This is a genomic window from Embleya hyalina (assembly GCF_003967355.1).
Taxonomy (GTDB): Bacteria; Actinomycetota; Actinomycetes; order Streptomycetales; family Streptomycetaceae; genus Embleya; species Embleya hyalina.
Genome location: NZ_BIFH01000044.1, coordinates 43,895 through 61,929, shown reverse-complemented (window position 1 = coordinate 61,929; position 18,035 = coordinate 43,895). Strand labels below are relative to the sequence as shown.

Annotated in this window: 14 protein-coding genes; 4 read left to right on the top strand and 10 right to left on the bottom strand. The window is 72.5% G+C overall.

Features of this window, described 5'->3' with window-relative positions:
- Window positions 1–738: an ABC transporter ATP-binding protein gene (locus EMA17_RS43055; protein WP_126642735.1), complete on the bottom strand. Its 738-nt coding sequence runs from the start codon at window positions 736–738 to the stop codon at window positions 1–3.
- A 287-nt stretch (window positions 739–1,025) separates the two neighbouring features.
- The gene (locus EMA17_RS43050; protein WP_281290610.1) at window positions 1,026–2,633 is read right to left on the bottom strand and encodes a flavin monoamine oxidase family protein; all 1,608 of its coding nucleotides are present in this window, start codon (window positions 2,631–2,633) and stop codon (window positions 1,026–1,028) included.
- 118 nt (window positions 2,634–2,751) lie between these two features.
- Here EMA17_RS43050 and EMA17_RS43045 point away from each other — a divergent pair, with 118 nt between their 5' ends.
- Complete coding sequence (locus EMA17_RS43045) at window positions 2,752–3,354, top strand: TetR/AcrR family transcriptional regulator (protein ID WP_126642685.1); 603 nt, start codon at window positions 2,752–2,754, stop codon at window positions 3,352–3,354.
- Between the two features lie 111 nt (window positions 3,355–3,465).
- Here the strand turns inward: EMA17_RS43045 and EMA17_RS43040 are convergent, their stop codons facing one another.
- Complete coding sequence (locus EMA17_RS43040) at window positions 3,466–5,058, bottom strand: serine/threonine-protein kinase (RefSeq protein ID WP_126642684.1); 1,593 nt, start codon at window positions 5,056–5,058, stop codon at window positions 3,466–3,468.
- 223 nt (window positions 5,059–5,281) lie between these two features.
- Window positions 5,282–5,506, bottom strand: a complete 225-nt coding sequence (locus EMA17_RS43035) for a hypothetical protein (RefSeq protein WP_126642683.1) — start codon at window positions 5,504–5,506, stop codon at window positions 5,282–5,284.
- 255 nt (window positions 5,507–5,761) lie between these two features.
- Between EMA17_RS43035 and EMA17_RS43030 the strand changes: the two genes are divergently transcribed.
- Complete coding sequence (locus EMA17_RS43030) at window positions 5,762–8,209, top strand: helix-turn-helix domain-containing protein (protein WP_246127265.1); 2,448 nt, start codon at window positions 5,762–5,764, stop codon at window positions 8,207–8,209.
- Between the two features lie 350 nt (window positions 8,210–8,559).
- Here the strand turns inward: EMA17_RS43030 and EMA17_RS43025 are convergent, their stop codons facing one another.
- Together EMA17_RS43025 and EMA17_RS43020 are read right to left on the bottom strand one after the other, a co-directional pair.
- Window positions 8,560–10,551, bottom strand: coding sequence for a hypothetical protein (locus EMA17_RS43025; protein WP_126642681.1), 1,992 nt, complete (start codon window positions 10,549–10,551; stop codon window positions 8,560–8,562).
- 178 nt (window positions 10,552–10,729) lie between these two features.
- Window positions 10,730–11,026, bottom strand: a complete 297-nt coding sequence (locus tag EMA17_RS43020) for an alpha-amylase inhibitor (protein WP_126642680.1) — start codon at window positions 11,024–11,026, stop codon at window positions 10,730–10,732.
- Window positions 11,027–11,345: 319 nt separating this feature from the next.
- Between EMA17_RS43020 and EMA17_RS43015 the strand changes: the two genes are divergently transcribed.
- Window positions 11,346–12,026 carry a DUF2461 family protein gene (locus EMA17_RS43015; protein WP_126642679.1) on the top strand — a complete coding sequence of 227 codons (681 nt, stop codon included), beginning with the start codon at window positions 11,346–11,348 and terminating at the stop codon, window positions 12,024–12,026.
- Between the two features lie 559 nt (window positions 12,027–12,585).
- Here the strand turns inward: EMA17_RS43015 and EMA17_RS43010 are convergent.
- Entirely contained in the window at window positions 12,586–13,026 is a 441-nt protein-coding gene (locus EMA17_RS43010) for a VOC family protein (RefSeq protein ID WP_126642678.1), read from the bottom strand.
- A 228-nt stretch (window positions 13,027–13,254) separates the two neighbouring features.
- Here EMA17_RS43010 and EMA17_RS43005 point away from each other — a divergent pair, with 228 nt between their 5' ends.
- Window positions 13,255–14,178, top strand: coding sequence for a VOC family protein (locus EMA17_RS43005; protein ID WP_126642677.1), 924 nt, complete (start codon window positions 13,255–13,257; stop codon window positions 14,176–14,178).
- 114 nt (window positions 14,179–14,292) lie between these two features.
- Here EMA17_RS43005 and EMA17_RS43000 read toward each other — a convergent pair whose 3' ends face one another.
- The 3 genes from EMA17_RS43000 to EMA17_RS42990 form a co-directional block, all read right to left on the bottom strand.
- Window positions 14,293–14,910, bottom strand: a complete 618-nt coding sequence (locus tag EMA17_RS43000) for a TOPRIM nucleotidyl transferase/hydrolase domain-containing protein (protein ID WP_126642676.1) — start codon at window positions 14,908–14,910, stop codon at window positions 14,293–14,295.
- 497 nt (window positions 14,911–15,407) lie between these two features.
- Window positions 15,408–17,102, bottom strand: a complete 1,695-nt coding sequence (locus tag EMA17_RS42995) for an N-acyl-D-amino-acid deacylase family protein (RefSeq protein WP_126642675.1) — start codon at window positions 17,100–17,102, stop codon at window positions 15,408–15,410.
- A gap of 208 nt (window positions 17,103–17,310) precedes the next feature.
- Entirely contained in the window at window positions 17,311–17,937 is a 627-nt protein-coding gene (locus EMA17_RS42990) for a TetR family transcriptional regulator (protein WP_126642674.1), read from the bottom strand.
- Window positions 17,938–18,035 lie beyond the last annotated feature (98 nt).

The window sequence follows — 18,035 nt, the reverse complement described above, 5'->3', positions numbered from 1 at the left end:
TCAGAGGGGGAGGGCGGAGAGGGCGGTGGCGGATTCGCCCGGTTTCCGGTTGAAGCGGCGCATGCGCTCCAGCACCCGGTCGGCGGTGGGCTCGGCCATGTCGTCGACGATGCGACCGTCGGCGAGGAACAGGACGCGGTCGGCGTACGAGGCGGCGACCGCGTCGTGGGTGACCATCACGATGGTCTGGCCGAACTCGGTCACCGACGCGCGCAGGAAGCGGAGGACTTCGGTGCCCGAGTGCGAGTCGAGGTTGCCGGTGGGTTCGTCCGCGAAGACGATCTCGGGTCGTCCGGCGAGGGCGCGGGCGCAGGCGACCCGTTGCTGCTGTCCGCCGGACAGTTGCGCGGGGCGGTGGTCGAGGCGGTTGCCCAGGCCCACGGTCTTGATGACCGTGTCCAACCACGTGGGGTCGACGCGGCGTCCGGCGATGTCCAGCGGCAGGGTGACGTTCTCCAGCGCGGTCAGCGTCGGGAGGAGGTTGAACGCCTGGAAGATGAAGCCGAGTCGGTCGCGCCGCAGGTGGGTGAGCCCGTTGTCGTCGAGGGACGCGAGTTCGACGTCGCCCAGGCGCACCGAGCCCGAGGAGATCTTGTCCAGACCCGCCATGCAGTGCATCAGGGTCGACTTGCCCGACCCCGAGGGGCCCATGATCGCGGTGAACTCACCGGCGCGGAAGCCGACGGACACGTCGTCGAGGGCACGAACCTCGGTCTCCCCTTCGCCGTAGACCTTCATGAGGTTCGCTGCGACGGCGGCGTACGGCGCGTCCTCGCCCGACGGTGGACGCGAGCCGGCGGCGCCGCGGGAGTGACGGGATGTGCTCATTGGGTTCTCCAGGGTCGGAGTCCGCGCCTCGATCGAGGCGCGGACTCGGCCCGCCCGAAGGGCGGACCAATAGTAGATCGACTGATCGGTCTAACATAACGTCACGCTTCGCCGGCGCCGTCCGTCGGACGGAGTGGAAGCGGATCAGCCTCGAGGTGGACGTGGACGGGGCGCCGTCGCGCCCTGTGCCGCGGGAATCAGGGCGTGGCCAGGGCTCGCGCGTGGACCTTCTCGGCCGCCCGGCGTGCCGACACCATCGAGCCGTGCTGCCAGCCGAGCATGTTGCTCAGCCAGTCGCCGGCGAAGAAGACCCGTCCGGTCGGATCGGTGAGCGGTCGGAACCGCGGGGTGTTGACGGTGCCGTTGTTCTCCTGGTCGGCCGCCTGCCAGCCGCCCTCGACGAACCGTTCGAGCCCCCACATCACCGAGATCGAACTCGCGAGCTCGGTACGGGCTTTCGCGCCGTGCACCCGCTCGTTGCGGTTGACCGCCTCGGCCGCCCGCCTGGCGGGCGACCACGACTGGATCGTCGTCTCGGCCCGTTCGAAGTAGGCGACCATCACGCCGCGTTCGCCGTGGGGATCGTGGGACGGGTACCACAACGACCCGTCCGCGCCGTACGACGTGAGGCCGCCGTAGACGGCGTGGTCGTCCTCCCACCATCGACTGCGGTACTCCAGCCCGATCTTGCCGGGGAACTCCGCCATGAAGCCGCCCAACAGGCCGGTCACCTCGGTCGACAGTCCGGCGATGCGCGCGGCCACGAGCGGGGGCGTGGTCACGATGCAGTAGTCGGTGTCGAGCACGCCGGTCGCGGAGCCGCGATACGACACCCGTGTTCCCTGCGGGCCGTCGGCGAGGGAGGTGACCTCGATGCCGCACCGTATGCGGGCCCGACCGATCGCGTCCGCCAGCGCCTCGACGATGCGGTCCATGCCGCCGACCGGCTGCAGCAGGGTCGAGGCCATGTCGAAGCCGGCGTCCAGGTACCAGTGTCGCGAGAGTTGCTCGGAGAAGACCCGGTCCAGCGAGCCCTTCGGGGGCAGCGGTTCGCCCGGCGAGCCCGCGGCGCCGGGTTGCACCGCGAACCCCCGCCGGCGCGGGTCGCCCCGGTGGACCCCGTCGGCGCCGAGATCGCCCATCGTCGTGAGGAACCCCAGCAGACGTTCCTTGTCGGCCGCCGACAACCGGCCGTCGAGCGCACCCTGGTTCGTCACCTTGGCCAGCAACTCGGCGACCACACCGTACGCGTCCGCCCGTGCGGTCAGCAGCCGCGTCCGGCCGGGCCGGCTCGGGTCGAACACGAACGTGTTCGCGTTCGAGATCGAGAACACCTCCAGCGGCACGTTCAACTCGCGGCAGTAGTGCGTGCTGACCGACCACTGCGGCAGCATCGCCGGCCCGGCGTTGAGGTACTGGCCCGGCGCGAAACCCGCCCGCTGGGTCACGCCGTTCGTGTCGGTCAGGGTGTCGCCGCCGCGCAGGGTGAGACTGCGTCCGCCGATCCGCGGACGGGCGTCCAGCACGGTCACGTCGTGGCCGGCCTTGCGCAACTCGTACGCCGCGGTCAGGCCGGCCACGCCGGCGCCGACCACCGCCACCCGCACGGGCCTGCGGCCGGTAAGGCTGAAGTCGGACGCGCGCGGGGCGCGAAAGGGCGGCGTCGCGGCGCTCGCCGACGTCGGCGCCAGCCCGAGCGCGCCCATCGCGGTGAGCGCCGCGCCGGCGCCGCCCACGGCGCCCACTGCTTGGAGGAATCCTCGGCGGCTGGTCGACGGCAGGCCGGGTCGTGGTGAGTCGGTCATGTACGTGCCTCCTCTGGGACGGGAGCGCCAATTGATTGATCGACGCGTCGGTCTATTATTAATCCAGACCCGCCCGTCACATCAAACCGTCCGGGCCGCCCGGTAAGGTGAGCAGGCCATGCGCACAGTCGATCCCGCCAAGCACGCCGCCAAACGCCGCCAGATCATGCAGGCCGCCGCGCTCTGCTTCGCCGACAAGGGCTTCCACGGGACCCGGACGGCGGACATCTGCGCCCGCGCCGGCATGAGTCCCGGCAACGTCTTCCACTACTTCCCGAGCAAACACGCGATCATCGTCGCGTTGATCGAGCAGGAGGGGGCCGACACCGCGGCCTACCTCGCCGACCTGGCGGACGCCGAGGACCCGTTGGCCGCGCTGTTCGACCTGATCGACGCGGTGGTGCGCCTGGCGGCCGACCCCGCGTACGCCGGCCTGACCCTCGACACCGCCGCCGAGGCCCGGCGCGACGAGGGCATCGGCACCCTGGTCGCCGACAACGACCGCCGACTGCGCGCCGGCATCGCCGACCTGCTGCGCCGGGCCGCCGCGGCCGGCCGGATCGACGACGCCCTCGACCCGGACGGGGCCGCGACGTGGGTGGCCGCCCAGATCGACGGCCTCTTCGCCCGGGTCGCCACCGACCCGGACTTCGCGCCGCTGGACCAGGCCCCGATGTTGCGGCTCCTGCTCGCCCGCTTCCTGGGCGCACGAGACACCTGAGACCCACGCACGGGTCCGGTCGCGAACCGTCCGACGTCATCGGGCACACGAAGACCCGAACCGGACGACTCCCGCCGTGCGATCCGTCGTCAACCTCCGTGGGCCATACGGCTAGACCGGGCCGGTGCCCGTGGCGGCGTCGATCGCGTACACGTAGCCGTCGTCACTGCCCAGGTACACCACGCCGCCCACCACCACCGGCGACGACCCGATGTGGTTCCCGGTGGCGAAGACCCACTTCTTCGTGCCCGCGGTGGCGTCGATCGCGTACACGTTCTTGTCCGTGCTGCCGACGTACACCACCCCGCCCACCACCACCGGCGACGACGTGACCCGGTTCCCCGTGGGGAAGACCCACTTCTTCGTGCCCGTGGTGGCATCGATCGCGTACACGTAGCCGTCGTCACTGCCGAGATACACCACGCCGCCCACCACCACCGGCGACGACCCGATGTGGTTCCCCGTGGGGAAGACCCATTTCTTCGTGCCCGTGGTGGCGTCGATCGCGTACACATAACCGTCGTCACTGCCGACGTACACCACCCCGCCCGCCACCACCGGCGGCGAGGAGACGGGTGTCCCGACGTGGAAGGCCCACGGCTTCTTCGTGATGGTGGGCGCGGTCACCGACGGAAACGGGGTGGCCTGATCGCCGGCGGCCGGGCGCGGGCGCGGTGTGGCGGGTTGGTCGGCGGGGTTGAGCACAGCGGTGATGCCGCCCGCGGTGCGGGCCGTCGCCGTACCGGTGGCGGGCCTCGGGGACCGGCGGCGCCCGAACTTCGGGGGCGGCGGTGCGTCCTCGCGGGAAACGGTGAGGGCCCGCAGGCGCCGGTGCACGTCGTCGGCACCGGCGGGCCGGTCACCGGGGTCCTTGGCGAGGAGTTCGAGGACGAGCTCTTCGAGGGCCGCGGGCACGCCGAGTTGCAGGTCGACGAGACGGGTGGGCGTGCGGCGCAGGTGCGCGTTCATCATCTCGATCGGGTTGCCCCGGTCGAACGGGACACGACCGGTGAGGAGTTCGTACAGGACGCAGCCGAACGAGTACAGGTCGGATCGGGCGTCGCCGGGCTGTTCGTCGAAGCGTTCGGGCGACATGTACGCGAGGGTGCCCATGACGTTGCCGGAGCGCTCCGCGGATCCCATGAACCGCGCGATCCCGAAGTCCAGGATCTTGACCACGCCGCCGTCGGTCACCATCAGGTTCGCCGGCTTCAGATCCCGGTGCACCACCCCCGCGTCGTGCGCGTGGGCCAACGCCACGGCCGCCTGGGCCGCCCAGTCCACCACCACGCGCAGCGGCGGCACGCCGCCGTCGCGCAGCACCGATGCCAGATCCCGGCCGTCGACGAACTCCAGGACCAGGAACGGCGACCCGTCGGCATCGTCCTGCCCCAGGTCGAACACGGCGACCACGCCGCCGTGGTGCAGGGCGCCGGCGGTGCGTGCCTCCCGGAGGAACAGCGCCGCGTCCGCGGTGTCGTCCTGTTCGTACGCGAGGAGCTTGACCGCGACCCGTCGCCCGATCGCCCGGTCTCGGCCCTCCCACACCTCCCCCATCCCGCCTCGGCCCACGAACCGCACCAGTTCGTAGCGTCCGGCCAGCACCCGCGCGGCCGCCTCCTCGGGATCGGCACCGCCGTCGAAACCGCCGTCGGTCCCGACGCGAGGAATCGCGGAATGTCGATGGACGCGCCCTGCGTTCATGCGGCCCTCGCCGGTGGGCGGGTGGCGGGCCGGCCCACGATCGGGGGTCGGCTCGTGCCGGCGAACGAGGTTTCGAGGCCGGTGACGCGGTCGGCGCGTACGGAGGGCCGGCAGCCGTGGTGGTGGCAGCCGTCGCAGATCGACCGCCTGCCGATCGATGGGCGGGCGCGGGCACGGCCGCGGGCCCGGACACAGGTACCGACGCGAACCACCGAGGACCCCCCTATCGGCTGAACACGGCCAGGAGAAACAGCAACAGCAGGAAGATCCCCACCACTTGGGCGCAGCTCATGCCGTCGGGGCTCTTGGCGCTGCTCTCCACCTGGCCACCCGGGGGGATTCCGGGGTGGCGGCGGGTGTAGTGCTCGATCTGTCGCTCCCGACCCTCGGACTCGGTGAGCCAGGGCGTCTTGAAACCGCACTCGCCGCACCAGTAGCGGTACGCCATGTCGCCTCCTCGTCCGTCGTCGGCATCGGTGAGCCGGCCGGATGTGCTCGGGTTCGGGTTCGGCGCGCTCCCGTACGGGAGTTGCGGTTTTCGGGAATCCTCGGTGGGCGGCCGGCGGTGTCGGCGCGGCCCGTCGGGCACTGCCGATCCTGGCGTTCGCGCTGCTCAGGGGACAGGCCACGGAACCGGTCACATATGGCCGGTCGTCACGGTAGGCTCGCGAACGACCGCGCTCGGTGGTGGAGGGGTGTCGCATTGACGGACGAACTCAGCGCGCTGCTGCGCCGATTACGAACCCAGTCGGGACTGACGCAGGAGCAGACGGCGGAGCGATCCGGGGTGAGTGTCCGCACCATTCGCAGGCTCGAGACCGGCACATCCAGCGACCATCGGCTGAAGACCCTGCACCTGTTGGCGGACGCCCTGAACGTCGGCCCCGAGGATCGTCGACTGCTCGAGACCACACTCGCGAGGACGCGCACCGCGTCGGATCCTCCCCCACCCGAACCGGCCCCGGGCACACCCGAGCGGATCGCCCGTGCGCCGGAACCGATCGACGCCGCCCCCGCGTCGCCCGTCGCGGCGCCTTCCGCGCCCGGCCGCGGCGGGCCGCCGGTCGACGGCGTACTCGCGGCGGCCGTCGCCGAGTTGGCCCGGGAGGTCGGGCGCCGCCTCCGGCGCGAGGAGGAGCACCGCCGGGTCCACGATCCGTTTCCGCTGCCGGTGCGGTGGCACCGGGCGCCCGCGCACCTGACCGACCACGCGGAGAACGTCCAGCGCCTCTCACCCGGAGCGACGTCGCCCGCGATGGATCTGAGCGGTGATCTGCGAAGCGTCGCCGAGATCTACCGGCGCATCCCCTCCGAGCGCCTGGTGGTGCTGGGTCGGGCCGGTTCGGGCAAGTCGATCCTGGCGATCAGGTTCGTCCTGGACTGCTTGAAGAGCCCGACCCCGCACGACCGGGTGCCGGTGATCCTCGGTCTCGGATCCTGGGACCCGACGGCCGTCGCCCTGCGGGACTGGCTGATCGATCGACTCGTGCGCGACCATCCGCACCTGAACCGCAGGGCCCCGGGCGGAGCGACGCTCGCCACCGCCCTCGTCGACGCCGACCTCGTACTCCCCGTTCTGGACGGCTTCGACGAGATCGCCGAAGGACTGCGCCAGGCCGCGCTCGAAGCACTCAACGACACCTCACGCCCCCTCGTCCTGACCAGTCGCGCCGACGAGTACGCCGAGGCCGTCGAGGCGATCCGCGCCCCGCTGCTGTGGTCCGCCGGCATCGAACTCACCGACCTCACGCGCGACGACCTCGACGCCTATCTGCCCAGAACCGCACGGCCGATCGCCCGCGACGGCCGCACGAGCGCGGTGTGGGAACTCGTCCTCGCGCACCTGCGGGATCACGGGAAGACCGCGGCAAGCGTGAACCTCGCCGCGGTCCTGAGCACCCCGTTGATGGTGGCCCTCGCCCGCACGATGTACAGCGAGTCCCCCGACCGCGATCCCGCCGAACTCCTCGACGACACCCGGTTCCCCACCGAACACGCCATCGAGGAACACCTGTTGGCGGGCTTCGTGCCGACCGTCTACCGGCGCCGCGTCCCCGAACGGGCCGCGGCGGGCCGGCGACGGCGGGAACGCAACTGGGATCCGGAGCACGCCGAACGCTGGCTCGGCTACCTCGCCCACCACACGGTCCGACTCGACCGTGACCGGCAGGACCTCGCCTGGTGGCAGATCGGGGAATCGGTGCGGCGCTCGACCCGCGTCATGATCGTCGTGGTGCTGGGCACGCTGTGCGCCGGCGTGGCGGAATGCGTCGTCGATCTCCTCGTCTACGACAAGGCGTTCGACCGGATCGTCGTCAAGGCGACCCTGGCCGGGCCGATCGCCGGCATCGCCGGCGGAACGGTGTACACGATCTTGATCGGGTTCGGCGGCGGAGTCTTCGAACCGGCCCGGGTACGGCCACGCCTGCCGGGCACGGGCGGCAGACTCGGCGGAAGACCGCTCCGCACGTTCATCGCAAGCTTCGGGCTCGTCCTGCTGGGCGGATTCGTGCTGGGCGCCGGGTCCGCCTGGGTCCCCGCCCTGGAGAACAGGCTCTACCACGGCCGGCGACTCACCGACGGCGCGGTGATCGACAGCACCCTCACCCACATGCTCGTCCTCGGCCTGATCTTCGGATTCGGCGGCGGATTGGTCTTCGGGCTCCTGGCCATCCTCGAGGCGCCCCTGGACATCACCTCCGCGTCGGCCCCGGTCAGCCTGCTGGCCACGAACCGCGCCACCGTAACCCGGCAGATCCTCGTCCTCGCACCCACGATCACCCTCGCGATCGCCCTCGGCGGGCGCGGGATCACCGACCTGCTCCGGCCGTCCCTCGGACCGCTGGAGTGGGGACTGCCGGACGGTCTCGCCGTCGGAGCCGTCAGTGGGCTCGCCGGCTCGATCTCGTACGCGTTGCTGTTCACCGCCTGGGGGCAGTGGGTGATCTTCTCCCGGTTCTGGCTGCCCCTGACCGGCAAACTGCCCTGGGACACCGCCGCCTTCCTCGACGACGCCTACCGACGCGGGGTCCTGCGCCAAGCCGGCGCCGTCCACCAGTTCCGCCACATCCGCCTCCAGCACCACCTCGCCCGCACCCATCGCCAACAACAGACCAGGTACACCCCGGCCAGACTCGAACTCGAGACGTAACCGGTCCCCCGGCGCTCACCGGGCCGACGCGACGAGGGGACGGGCCCGCCGGGAGCGTCGTGCGCCCGGCCGGGCGGTTCGCCGGCGGGCGCCGGTCGGAACGACCCGTCGCGCAGCGCCTCGTGTCGGCGGCTCGGCGGGATCCGGGGTCTGCTCCGTTCGGTGCCGTTCGCGGCGGTCGACCAGTGGGTGTCGCCCCGGTCGTCGGTCCGGAACAGGTCACCGTCGGGCCGGGACGGGACCATCGGGGACGGTCCGGCCGCGTCGGCGTCGGCGTCGGCGTCGGTCGAGGAGACAGGCGCGGACCACGGCGCCGTGACACCGCGATGCCGGAGGGCCGGGAGTGCCGGTCACCCGGATGCGGCGGCCGCTGCCGTCGTGAGCAGTTCCGGCACCGTTCCGCTGAAGTCCGGGAGCAGCATCACGGCCACCGCCCACGCCTCCGGGTTGTCGGCGACCGTCGCCCGCGCGTGCTCGGCGATCATGGCCGAGGCTTCGGCGTGGCCGTCGGGGAGGACGCCGGACAGGTCCGCCAGTGCTTCCAGCAACCGCTCCGCCGGGTGGCCGAGTTCGACGAACTCCGCGATCGAGAGCACGTCGTCGGCGAGGGCGTTGGCGAACCAGCCGAGTCCGAGGCGGGCCTGCCGCGATGTGGGCGGGAGTGGCCCGGCGAGTGCCGCGAGCGCCTGCTCGCGCGAGCCGGCGGCCAGTTCGACGGCCAGGCGGGCGTCCACGTCCGCGGCCCGACGGAGCAGTTCGGCGGGACACGACCGATGCCGGGCGAGGAGCACCAGCGCCGCGCGGGGCAGCGGGTCGTGCTCGTCGGCGGCCACGGCCGCGGGCCAGAACGAGTCCGGCACGTGTCGCGCCGCGCGGGCGGGCCGTTCGCGGATGGCGGCGACGAGTTCGTCCGGCTGCTCGTGGCGCAACGTTTCGGCGCGCAATCGGGCCAGGCCGTCGGGGGCGTCGAGGGCCCACCGCCGGGCCTGCCGGGTGGCGGGCGTGCGGCGCAGCGTCGACCGCAGCCGGGGGTCGAGCAGTGCCCCGCGGCCCTGTGCCTCCCACAGGCTGAGCAGCCCCCGCAGCATGCCCGCCGGGCCGAGGTCGTCCGCGCGGCGGCGCAGCACCGTGCGCAGCAACGCGGTGTGATGCCCGTGCACCGCCTCCAGGCAGCCGTCCTGGTACGGCCCGTTCAGCCCACTGCGCGCGTGTATCGTCAGCCGCACGCGGGGTGACGCGTCGCGGCGGGTCGCGGCGTAGGCCGCGTACAGGGTCGCCGCGTCCGACGACTCGGCCAGTAGCGCTGCGTTGATGTGCCGGTCGTGTCTGGCGAGCAGCGCGTCCACCGTGTCCGGATCGGGGATCAGGTGGCGGACGAGGGCGTGCGCGTCGAGTTCCGGGTCCCGCATCAGCGCGAGGACGACGTGGCCGGCAAGCGGCTCGTTGACCCGCCTGAACACGCCGCAGACGTCGGCCGGCAGCATCGCGAGCACGGCGGCGGCGTCCTTCGGCGGGAGCCGGCCCAGCAGTCCGAGCGGGGACGTGTGGCCCCAGCGCCGCGACATGGCGGCGGCGGTGTCGGCATCCGGCGGGTCGGGCCATGCGGGGGGCACTCCGGGGGTGGCCCGGTCGGGGCCGGCGGCGCGTGCGGCGTCCGCGCACAACTCGGTGAACGTCCCCGGGTAGTCCGGCGCGTGGCGCGCCAACCACGCCCACGCGGCCGGGTCGGGGCCCGGGAGCATGCGGGCGGCTTCGTCCAGGAGGCGGTCGAGTGGTGCGATGCGGGGCTCGGCGTACACGGCGCGCGCGTGCCGTGCCAGGGTGCTGAGCGCGCGCCACGCGGGTCTGCCCTCCAGGGCGAGTCGACGGGCGGTCAGGACGCTTCGGTCCAGCGCCGTACTGAACGCGGTGCCCTGGCGCGCCGTGATGACGTCGAACGGCGACTCGGCGGCCAGGACGAGGGCGGCGTCGGTCGGGCAGTCGGGGTGGACGATCAGCAGGCGGGCGATCTCGTCGCGGTATGGTGCGCGCAGGTGCTCGGCGGCCACCATGTCCCAGTCGTCTCGGGAGTGTCCGTCGAGGACCGCGCCGTCCACGCGGGTGGAGGGGTCCCGTAGCCAGGTCGCCAACGGAGTGCTCGGGTCCGGGCCCGCCGCGCCGTCCGGGGGCGACGGCGTGCCGGATGCCGCGGCGCCGATCGGGGCGTGGTGGACGGCGGTTGCGACGTCGGCGTCGACGGCCGACGGCCCGAGGCGGGCACGGACCCGCGCGGCCGTCGCCGCGTCGGTGTACTCGAGCAGCAGCTCCGCCGGGGACACCCGGCCGCTCTCGTCGTCCTTCACCCCGCGACGATACCGGGGCCCGACGCCGGCGGTCGGACGGGGCTCGACGGCGCGGGCATGCTCGTCGGGATTCGGGCCGCGCTGCCGGACGGGCCGCGTGCCCGGTTCGGCGCGGGCCGTCCCGGGGGCGGCGTACCGGCCACGGGTGGGTCTCGGAGTGGTGTGACATGGGTGTGTGTCAGCACAGGACGGTGCGGATGTATCGGCCTCTTGCGGAGTTCCACCTCGAGGTGGAGCCTGCCGCCAGTGTGATACATGCGCTGCCGGGGGCGTTCTCCACGACGATTCGCACCTGCACGGCACTGCCGCAGGTGTTTTCGAGGTGTACGGAGAAGCCCTGTGGATTGAGGTCCACGTCGCGCGTGACGCAGGCGGGGGCCGAGTCGCCGGGAGTCGCCTGGGCGGGGGCGGCGGCGGAGCCCAGTGCGATTGCGGTGCCGACGAGGGTGCCGACCGCCATGTGACGAATGCGCATGTGTCACTCCGTTCTTCGGGTACGTGCCGGGGTCTCGGACGTGGTCGCTTCACGCGTCGGCCCGGCTTGTTCGGAGGGTGTGGACGTGTTCGGTGATGTGCTCCGGTGTGACCCGTTCGATTCGGAGCGACGTCCATATCCTCCGGATCCGCGCCGCGCGGCGAAATCCCAGATGCATGGGAGCTTTGCGGGAATGGCACGCCGGCGCGCGGGTTCGGCCGAGGGAGAGTCCTCGATCGAACCCGGGGCGACGGGCCGCGCAATCCCGCCGCGCATGCGAACGCCGGGTGGACCGGTGTTCTGTCGTAGGGTCTGTTCGATGAGGGAGCCGTTCGGCGGGTGGACAGAGCAGGCCTTCGACGTACTCCTGCGGCTCGAGGGGGAACCTTCGACCGCCGAGCGGGAGCGCCATCGCGGGGACCGGGAGCGGCTGGTCAGACGACCCATGATCGCGTTGCTGTGCGACATCGCGGACGCGAACCCGGCGCTGGAGAACTTCTCCGTCTGGGGCTTCCGCAAGGAATTGTGGTGGTGGCAGCACCAAGGGGCGGTGATTCGGATCGCCCGCAACGTCGAGATCTCGCTGCGTCTGGACCTGGACGGTTTCCGGGTCGCGGGTGGCTGGTACTACCCGGATCCGGGGCGGGTTCCGCTCTTTCGCCATGCGGTCGCCGACGAGGAGAGCGGCCCTCGACTGGCCGACGCGCTGTCGCGTCTGGGCGAGCAGGGGTACACGACCGACGGCGACCTCATGACGCGCATGCCCCGGGGATACGACGCGACGCACCCGCGCGCGAGCCTGCTGCGTCACCGGTCCCTCCGGGCGGCCCGGATGGTCGGGACCGAGCAGGATCTCCACTCGGCCTCCCTGGTCGATGTCGTACTGGACGCCGCGGCCGAACTCGGGCCCTTCCTCGGGTGGTTCGCCCGCCACGTGAGCGGGCCCGCGATCGAGGACCGCGACGCGACGCGCGTCGCGTCGGAGGTTCCGCGCGGCTGACCCCGTGCTGCGGCCGACGGGTGGGACGCGCCGTTTCGTGCCCGGATTTCGGCTCGCCTACAACATCACGTTCGTCCTGCGGATCGAGGCCCCCTCGAAGTCCCCCGGTCGGCGGCGGCGTTACGGGAGGCTGGTGGTTCGGCGGCATCGTCGCGCACACCATTGCCGTCCTGGCCGAACAGGCGGGAGAACAGGTGGCGTTGCCGGCCGTCCGGACGCGGCTCCCGCTCGACGCGGATACGATCGCCGCCATCGGCGCGAACGAGCGGTACGGCGGGGATCTTGTGCTCTTCGCGGCCACGCGCTCCGGGCATGGGCCGCATGGGCCGAAGAGCGCGTGGGACCCCTGCGTCGCCGGCGCGGTCACGGTGCACGAAGTGGCCGGCGGCCACCACGGGATGCCGAAGCCGGAACCCATCGCCGAGTTCGCGCCGGTGCCCGCTCGACACCTCCGGGGTGGTCGATCGTGTCCCTCTCCGCTCGGCTGCCGCGAAGGCTTGGCCGGTGGCAGCGTGTCGTCGAGATGGGTGCCGAGCGGAGGGGACCCGGGGGCGGTTTGTCAGCTCTCGGGCCGGGTGGCGGCGACGCAGAACTCGTTGCCCTCCGGGTCGGCCATCACCATGTGGTGCCCGCCGTACTCCTCCAGGATGGCCGCGCCCGCCTTCACCAGCCGTTCGGCCTCCGCCTCGATCCGCGCCCACCGCTCGTCGGCGTCGCCGTGTCCCGGCACGCGCAGGTCGATGTGGAGCCGGTTCTTCACCGTCTTGGGCTCGGGAACCTTGAGGATGGAGAGCCGGGGCCCGACGCCTTCGGGATCGCAGAGCCAGGCCACGTCGTCCACCGAGTCGTCCGCCGGCAGGTTGAAACTCGCGTGCCACTCCTCGCGGGTTTCGAAGGGAGCGGGCGGCGGCTCGTCGACGTAACCCAGTGCCGTTTTCCAGAAGTCGCCGAGCAGTTTCGCGTCCGTGCAATCCAGGGTCAGACTGATGTTGCTTGCCATGGCGCGACCGTACTGTGCGTCGGTGACAATCGCGGTCCGCCGCGGGTCGTGCGGGGCGAAACCGCCGTGCCCGTGGGCCGTGGCAGGGAGGTGTCGTCGCGTTCGGCGGGTCGTTCGACCATGCGGCCTCCGACTTCGGTGCCGGAAGCCGGGCGTCGGATGACGGTTGATTCGGAGGGGCCGAGGGGATTTGGTGACGACGGGTTTCTGCGTGGTGAGGGGTTTGCCGTGGCGCTGCATCGTCTGATGTCCATCACGATGGGGGTCCCCAACGTGGCCGAGACGGCCGCCTATTACGGCGAGTTCGGACTCGTGCCCGAGGGCGACGGCTGGTTCGCCGCTCGGGACGTGGGGCGCCAGTTGCGGGTCGTACCCGCCGCGACGCGCCGGCTCGTGGAGGTGCGGGTCGGCGCCGACTCCCCCGACGATGTGGCCGCGGCGGCCTCGCGGTTGCGGCGGCTCGGGGTCGTCGGGCGGCTCGACGGGGACACGCTGACCGCGTACGACGCGGCCACCGGCGTCCGTGCCGTCCTGGAGGTAGTGCCGCGTCTGGTGGAGGGTTCGGTATCGGGCACCGCCTACAACGGTCCCGGCCGGGTCGAGCGGGTCGGTGCGCGGGCGCCGGGGATCGTGCGTACCGGGCGGGTGCGGCCGCGCAGGCTCGGGCATGCCGTCGTGGGCAGCCCGGACTTCGAGGCGACGACCGCCTTCTTCCGCGACGGGCTCGGTTTTTCGGCGTCCGACTACATCAAGGGGAGCGGGGCGTTCCTGCGGTGTTCCACGGACCACCACAACGTCCTGGTCCTGGCCGCGCCCGTGGCCTTCCTGCATCACTCGTCCTGGCTGGTCGACGACATCGACGAAATCGGGCGCGGGGCGGCGGCGATGCTGGAGGATCATCCCGAGCGGCACGTGTGGGGGTTGGGGCGGCATCTCGCCGGGTCCAACTTCTTTTGGTATCTGAAGGATCCGGCGGGCAATTTCACCGAGTACTACTCCGACATGGATTGCATCGTCGACGACGCGTCGTGGACGCCGGAGGTCTTGGAAGGGGCGAGGAGCCTGTTCGCCTGGGGCCCTCCTCCCCCGCCGTCGTTCCTGGCTCCCGAGGACCTTGCCGGGCTGATGATCGGTACGCACGGCTCGGGCTGAGGGCGGCGCTCCGCTTCGGTCCGCGCGTGGCGGGGCCGCACCCGATTGCTCGACGACCCCGCCGCCGTCGGTCGTCCTTTCGCGCACGGGCGTCGGGCGACCGGCCGTCGGGGGTTACAGGCTTGCCAGGAGGGCGGTGAGGGGGGCGGGCACCCGGGTGGGGGTCAGGGCGTCGGTCAGGAGGTGGGCGTAGCGGATTTTGCGGCCCTTCCTGGTGCCGAGGAAGCGGCGCATGCGCTGCGCGGGGAGTCGGTCTTGTTGGGCGGGTTGGCGTACGAAGGTCTGCCAGGCTCGGAGGTCGCCCTCGGTGCGGACGATCTCCTCGATCCGCGGCACGCCGAGGGCACGGACGAGTTCGTCCTCGAGGTCGGCGGTACACACGAACAGCCCTGCGCGAGACGCGTGTGCCCGGTCGAAGCCGCGGTCGTAGAAGGGCTTTTCGGCCTCGTCGCACAGTCCGACCAGGCGTAGGCCCAAGCCCGGCGGTCCCAGGAGGTCGGCGTAGCGGCCGATGCTCATCGCGCCGCCCATCGCCAGGACGCACACCCCCTCGGAGGCCAGGTCGCGGCCACGGCGAGCGGCGAGCGTTTCGACGGCCGCGACGTCGCTCGGGCCCTCCAGCAGCACCGCCGTCCGCACTTCCAGTTCCCGGGCCGACTCCGCCGCCGACTCCGCGGAGCCACCTGCCGCCCAGCCCGTGACCGCATCCCGAAACGCACCCATGTCCGCCATGCGGGGATTCTGCCCCGGCGCGGACGGGTGGGGCACGCGGATTTCATCCGGCGCGCGGCGGGGGAAAGTGCGTTGCCTCGGGTCGGGGGCTCGGCGCGGGGCTGTCGGCGCCGGTCACGACCCGGCCGGTCGCGGAGACCCTGGGCATCCCGACCGGCCACCCCTCGTCCCGGCCGTCCACGCGGCCACCGGCGGGAGTCCGTCGTTGCTCGCGGCCCTGGTGGAGGTGGCCCGCCCGCCGGTGCGGCCGACCGAGGACGAGGTGCCCGGGGAGCCCGGGGCGGGGGCCGTGAGGCTCGCTCGGCCCGCGGTACCGGCCGGTCGACATGGACCCGGTGACCTGTGCCCGGATCGTCCGGGCGGTGCGCGACGCGGGCCCGCTCGACGGTCGTATGCCCCCGACGAGATGCGGAGCATGGCGGAGGTTGCCGGGTTCCGGCTCGACGAGCCCTGTCCCGACGGGAGCCGGGTCGGGGCTTGTCGCGGCGGGAGCCGGGTCAGGGCTCGTCGCGGCGGAGTGCTCGGCCGGGGAGGGCGCCGGTGGGGGTGCCGTCGCGAAGTGCCGGGACGCCGTTGATCAGGACGTGGCGCATGCCTCGGGCGTAGCTCTTGGGGTCGGCGTAGGTGGCCGTGTCGGTGAAGTCGGCGAGCCGGAGGATCGCCACGTCGGCGTGCGCGCCGGGGGCGAGGAGGCCGCGGTCGCGCAGGCGCAGGTTCGTGGCGGGCAGGGAGGTCATGCGGCGGATGGCCTCCTCCGGGGTGACGATGGCCTCGTCGCGGGCGTAGCGGCCGAGCACGCGGGCGAAGGTGCCGAAGGCTCGGGGGTGGACCGGGTGGTCGGCGAAACGTTCGTCGGCGGCCGGGGCGTCGGAGTCCGAGCCGACCGAGACCCAGTCGTGGGCGAACGCCAGGCGGGTGTTGTCCTCGTCGCCGATGAAGTAGGCCGCGTCGGCGTGCGGGGCGGCCAGGACGATGTCGAGGAGGGTGGTGATCGGGTCGGCGTCGCCTCGGGCCTCGGCGATGTCGGCGATGGTGGATCCGGCGGGGACGTCGATGTCCGGGTGGTGGGACAGGACCACGACGCCGGGGGCGCCGCCACTCATCCGCCACAGGCTTTCCCAGTCGCCGCCGTCGCGGATGGCGGCGGTGATGGTCGCGCGGTCGTCGGGGTCGGCCAGGCGCTCCCGCAGCCGGTCGGCGCCGCCGAGGTGGAAGGGCGGGGGGATGGCGGAGGCGAGCAGGGTGCTGCCGGCCGCGTAGGGGTAGATGTCGGCGGTGACCTCGATACCGGCCGCGCGGGCGGACTCGATCCGCTCCAGGACCCGGCGCATCTTGGGTCGGTTGTCCCGGCCGGCGGTCTTGAGGTGGTAGATCTCGGCGCGCGCGCCGGAGTCCCGGGCGATGTCGAGGAGTTCGTCGACGGCCTCCAGGAGGCGGTCGCCCTCGTTGCGCAGGTGCGAGATGTACAGCGCGTCGTGCCGGGCCAACACCTGTGCGTAGGCCGTGAGTTCGCGGGTGTCGGCGTAGGTTCCCGGCGGGTAGATCAGGGCCGAGCCGACGCCGAGCGCGCCGTCCGCCAATTCCTGGTCGAGCAGGGCACACGCGCGGGCGAGCTCGTCGTCGTCGAGCGGGCGGCCCTCGATGCCGGCGACGGACATCCGCAGGTTGTCGGCGCCGACGAAACTGGCGACGTTCTGGCCGACGCCCGTGGATTCCAGGTGCACCAGGAAGTCGCGCAGGCGTGGCCACGCGGCGCGGGCCCCCTCGGGGAGCGCGCCGACGAGTTCGATCATGGACTCGGTCATCGCCCCGGTCACCGGGCCGAGCGAGACACCCTCGCCGAAGATCTGGGTGGTCACGCCCTGGTACAGGTCGGACAGGCCGCGGGGATCCTGCTGGAGGGTGAAGTAGGCGTGGCTCAGCACGTTGACGAAGCCCGGACACACCACGCAGCCCCGCGCGTCGATCTCGTCACGCCCCGTGATGGTGCCGATGTCGCCGACCGCGACGATCCGCCCGTCGTCGATCGCGAGGTCGCCGTCGAACGCGGGGGATCCGCTGCCGTCGACGAGGGAACCGGCACGGACGACGAGGTCGACGAGCCGGTCGGCCGGCACACCGGTGGCGTGCTCGTTCACCGGCGTTTCGACGGCCGCGTCGGGTCGCGCGTCGGGCTGCGGGTCGTGCTGCATGTGGAACCTCTCGGATATGGGAACCCACCGCCTCCCCGGGGCTCCCCGACTTCCCGAGTATCCGCCCGCGCTCCGACCGGGAGCCTCGGATCCGCACACGAGTGGCGTGCCGAAGATGTGTCCGCGCGGACGAAGACCGAGGGAGTGGGGGGTGGGAAGGGTCCGGGCGCCCGGTCCACGACCGCGCCGATCCGAAACCGGCGGCGGCTCACTCGTGTCGGTCGGTGCGTGCGGCCGGCGTCGGGAGCAGGGTGCGGAAGGCGTCGGCCCACTCGTGCATCGGGCCCGGGTCGACGCCGTCGATCACCCGGCGGCGGGTCATCGCCGCGACCAGGGCGCCGAGCGCGTGGGGGCGCAGGTCCACGGCCGGGTCGACCCCGAGGCGGGTGGCGGCGGTGGTGACGACGCGGTGCGCGACCGTGTCGATCAGGGCCACGCCGTGGTCGTGTACCGCGCGCACGCCCAGGAAGCGGCGGCGCAGCGCGTGGCGGCGGGCGGTGTGTTCGGCGTGGTCCTCGAGGTTGCCCTGGCTGACCGTCATCGCGTGTTCGAGTGCGGGGATCAGGTCGAGGTCGGCGGGGGCGGCGGCGAAGGCGTTCAGGATGAGGTCGCCGAAGTCCCAGCCGAACAGCAGCGATTCCTTCGTCGGGAAGTAGCGGAAGAAGGTGCGGTGGGCCACGTCGGCGCGGCGGCAGATCATGTCGACGGTGGTCTGTTCGAAGCCCTGGTCCTCGAACAGGTCGAACGCGACCGTGGAGATCACCTGCCGGGTGCGCGCCTTCTTGCGCTCGCGCAGGCCCGTGGGTGCCTTCGACTCCCCCGTAGGTCCGTCCATGTCGTCGCACCCCTGTCGCTCGTGGCCCGGCGCCGCCCGCCGATCCCCGGAGATGGTACGCAACCACGAGGGCCCCGGGGTCCGCGACGGGCGACGCG

Coding starts and splice junctions, on each gene's coding strand:
- EMA17_RS43035 (WP_126642683.1), bottom strand. CDS start 5,506: ATGGCGTACCGCTACTGGTGCGGCGAGTGCGGTTTCAAGACGCCCTGG.
- EMA17_RS42990 (WP_126642674.1), bottom strand. CDS start 17,937: ATGGACGGACCTACGGGGGAGTCGAAGGCACCCACGGGCCTGCGCGAG.
- EMA17_RS43000 (WP_126642676.1), bottom strand. CDS start 14,910: ATGGCGGACATGGGTGCGTTTCGGGATGCGGTCACGGGCTGGGCGGCA.
- EMA17_RS43050 (WP_281290610.1), bottom strand. CDS start 2,633: ATGACCGACTCACCACGACCCGGCCTGCCGTCGACCAGCCGCCGAGGA.
- EMA17_RS42995 (WP_126642675.1), bottom strand. CDS start 17,102: ATGCAGCACGACCCGCAGCCCGACGCGCGACCCGACGCGGCCGTCGAA.
- EMA17_RS43045 (WP_126642685.1), top strand. CDS start 2,752: ATGCGCACAGTCGATCCCGCCAAGCACGCCGCCAAACGCCGCCAGATC.
- EMA17_RS43015 (WP_126642679.1), top strand. CDS start 11,346: ATGAGGGAGCCGTTCGGCGGGTGGACAGAGCAGGCCTTCGACGTACTC.
- EMA17_RS43040 (WP_126642684.1), bottom strand. CDS start 5,058: ATGAACGCAGGGCGCGTCCATCGACATTCCGCGATTCCTCGCGTCGGG.
- EMA17_RS43010 (WP_126642678.1), bottom strand. CDS start 13,026: ATGGCAAGCAACATCAGTCTGACCCTGGATTGCACGGACGCGAAACTG.
- EMA17_RS43020 (WP_126642680.1), bottom strand. CDS start 11,026: ATGCGCATTCGTCACATGGCGGTCGGCACCCTCGTCGGCACCGCAATC.
- EMA17_RS43055 (WP_126642735.1), bottom strand. CDS start 738: ATGAAGGTCTACGGCGAAGGGGAGACCGAGGTTCGTGCCCTCGACGAC.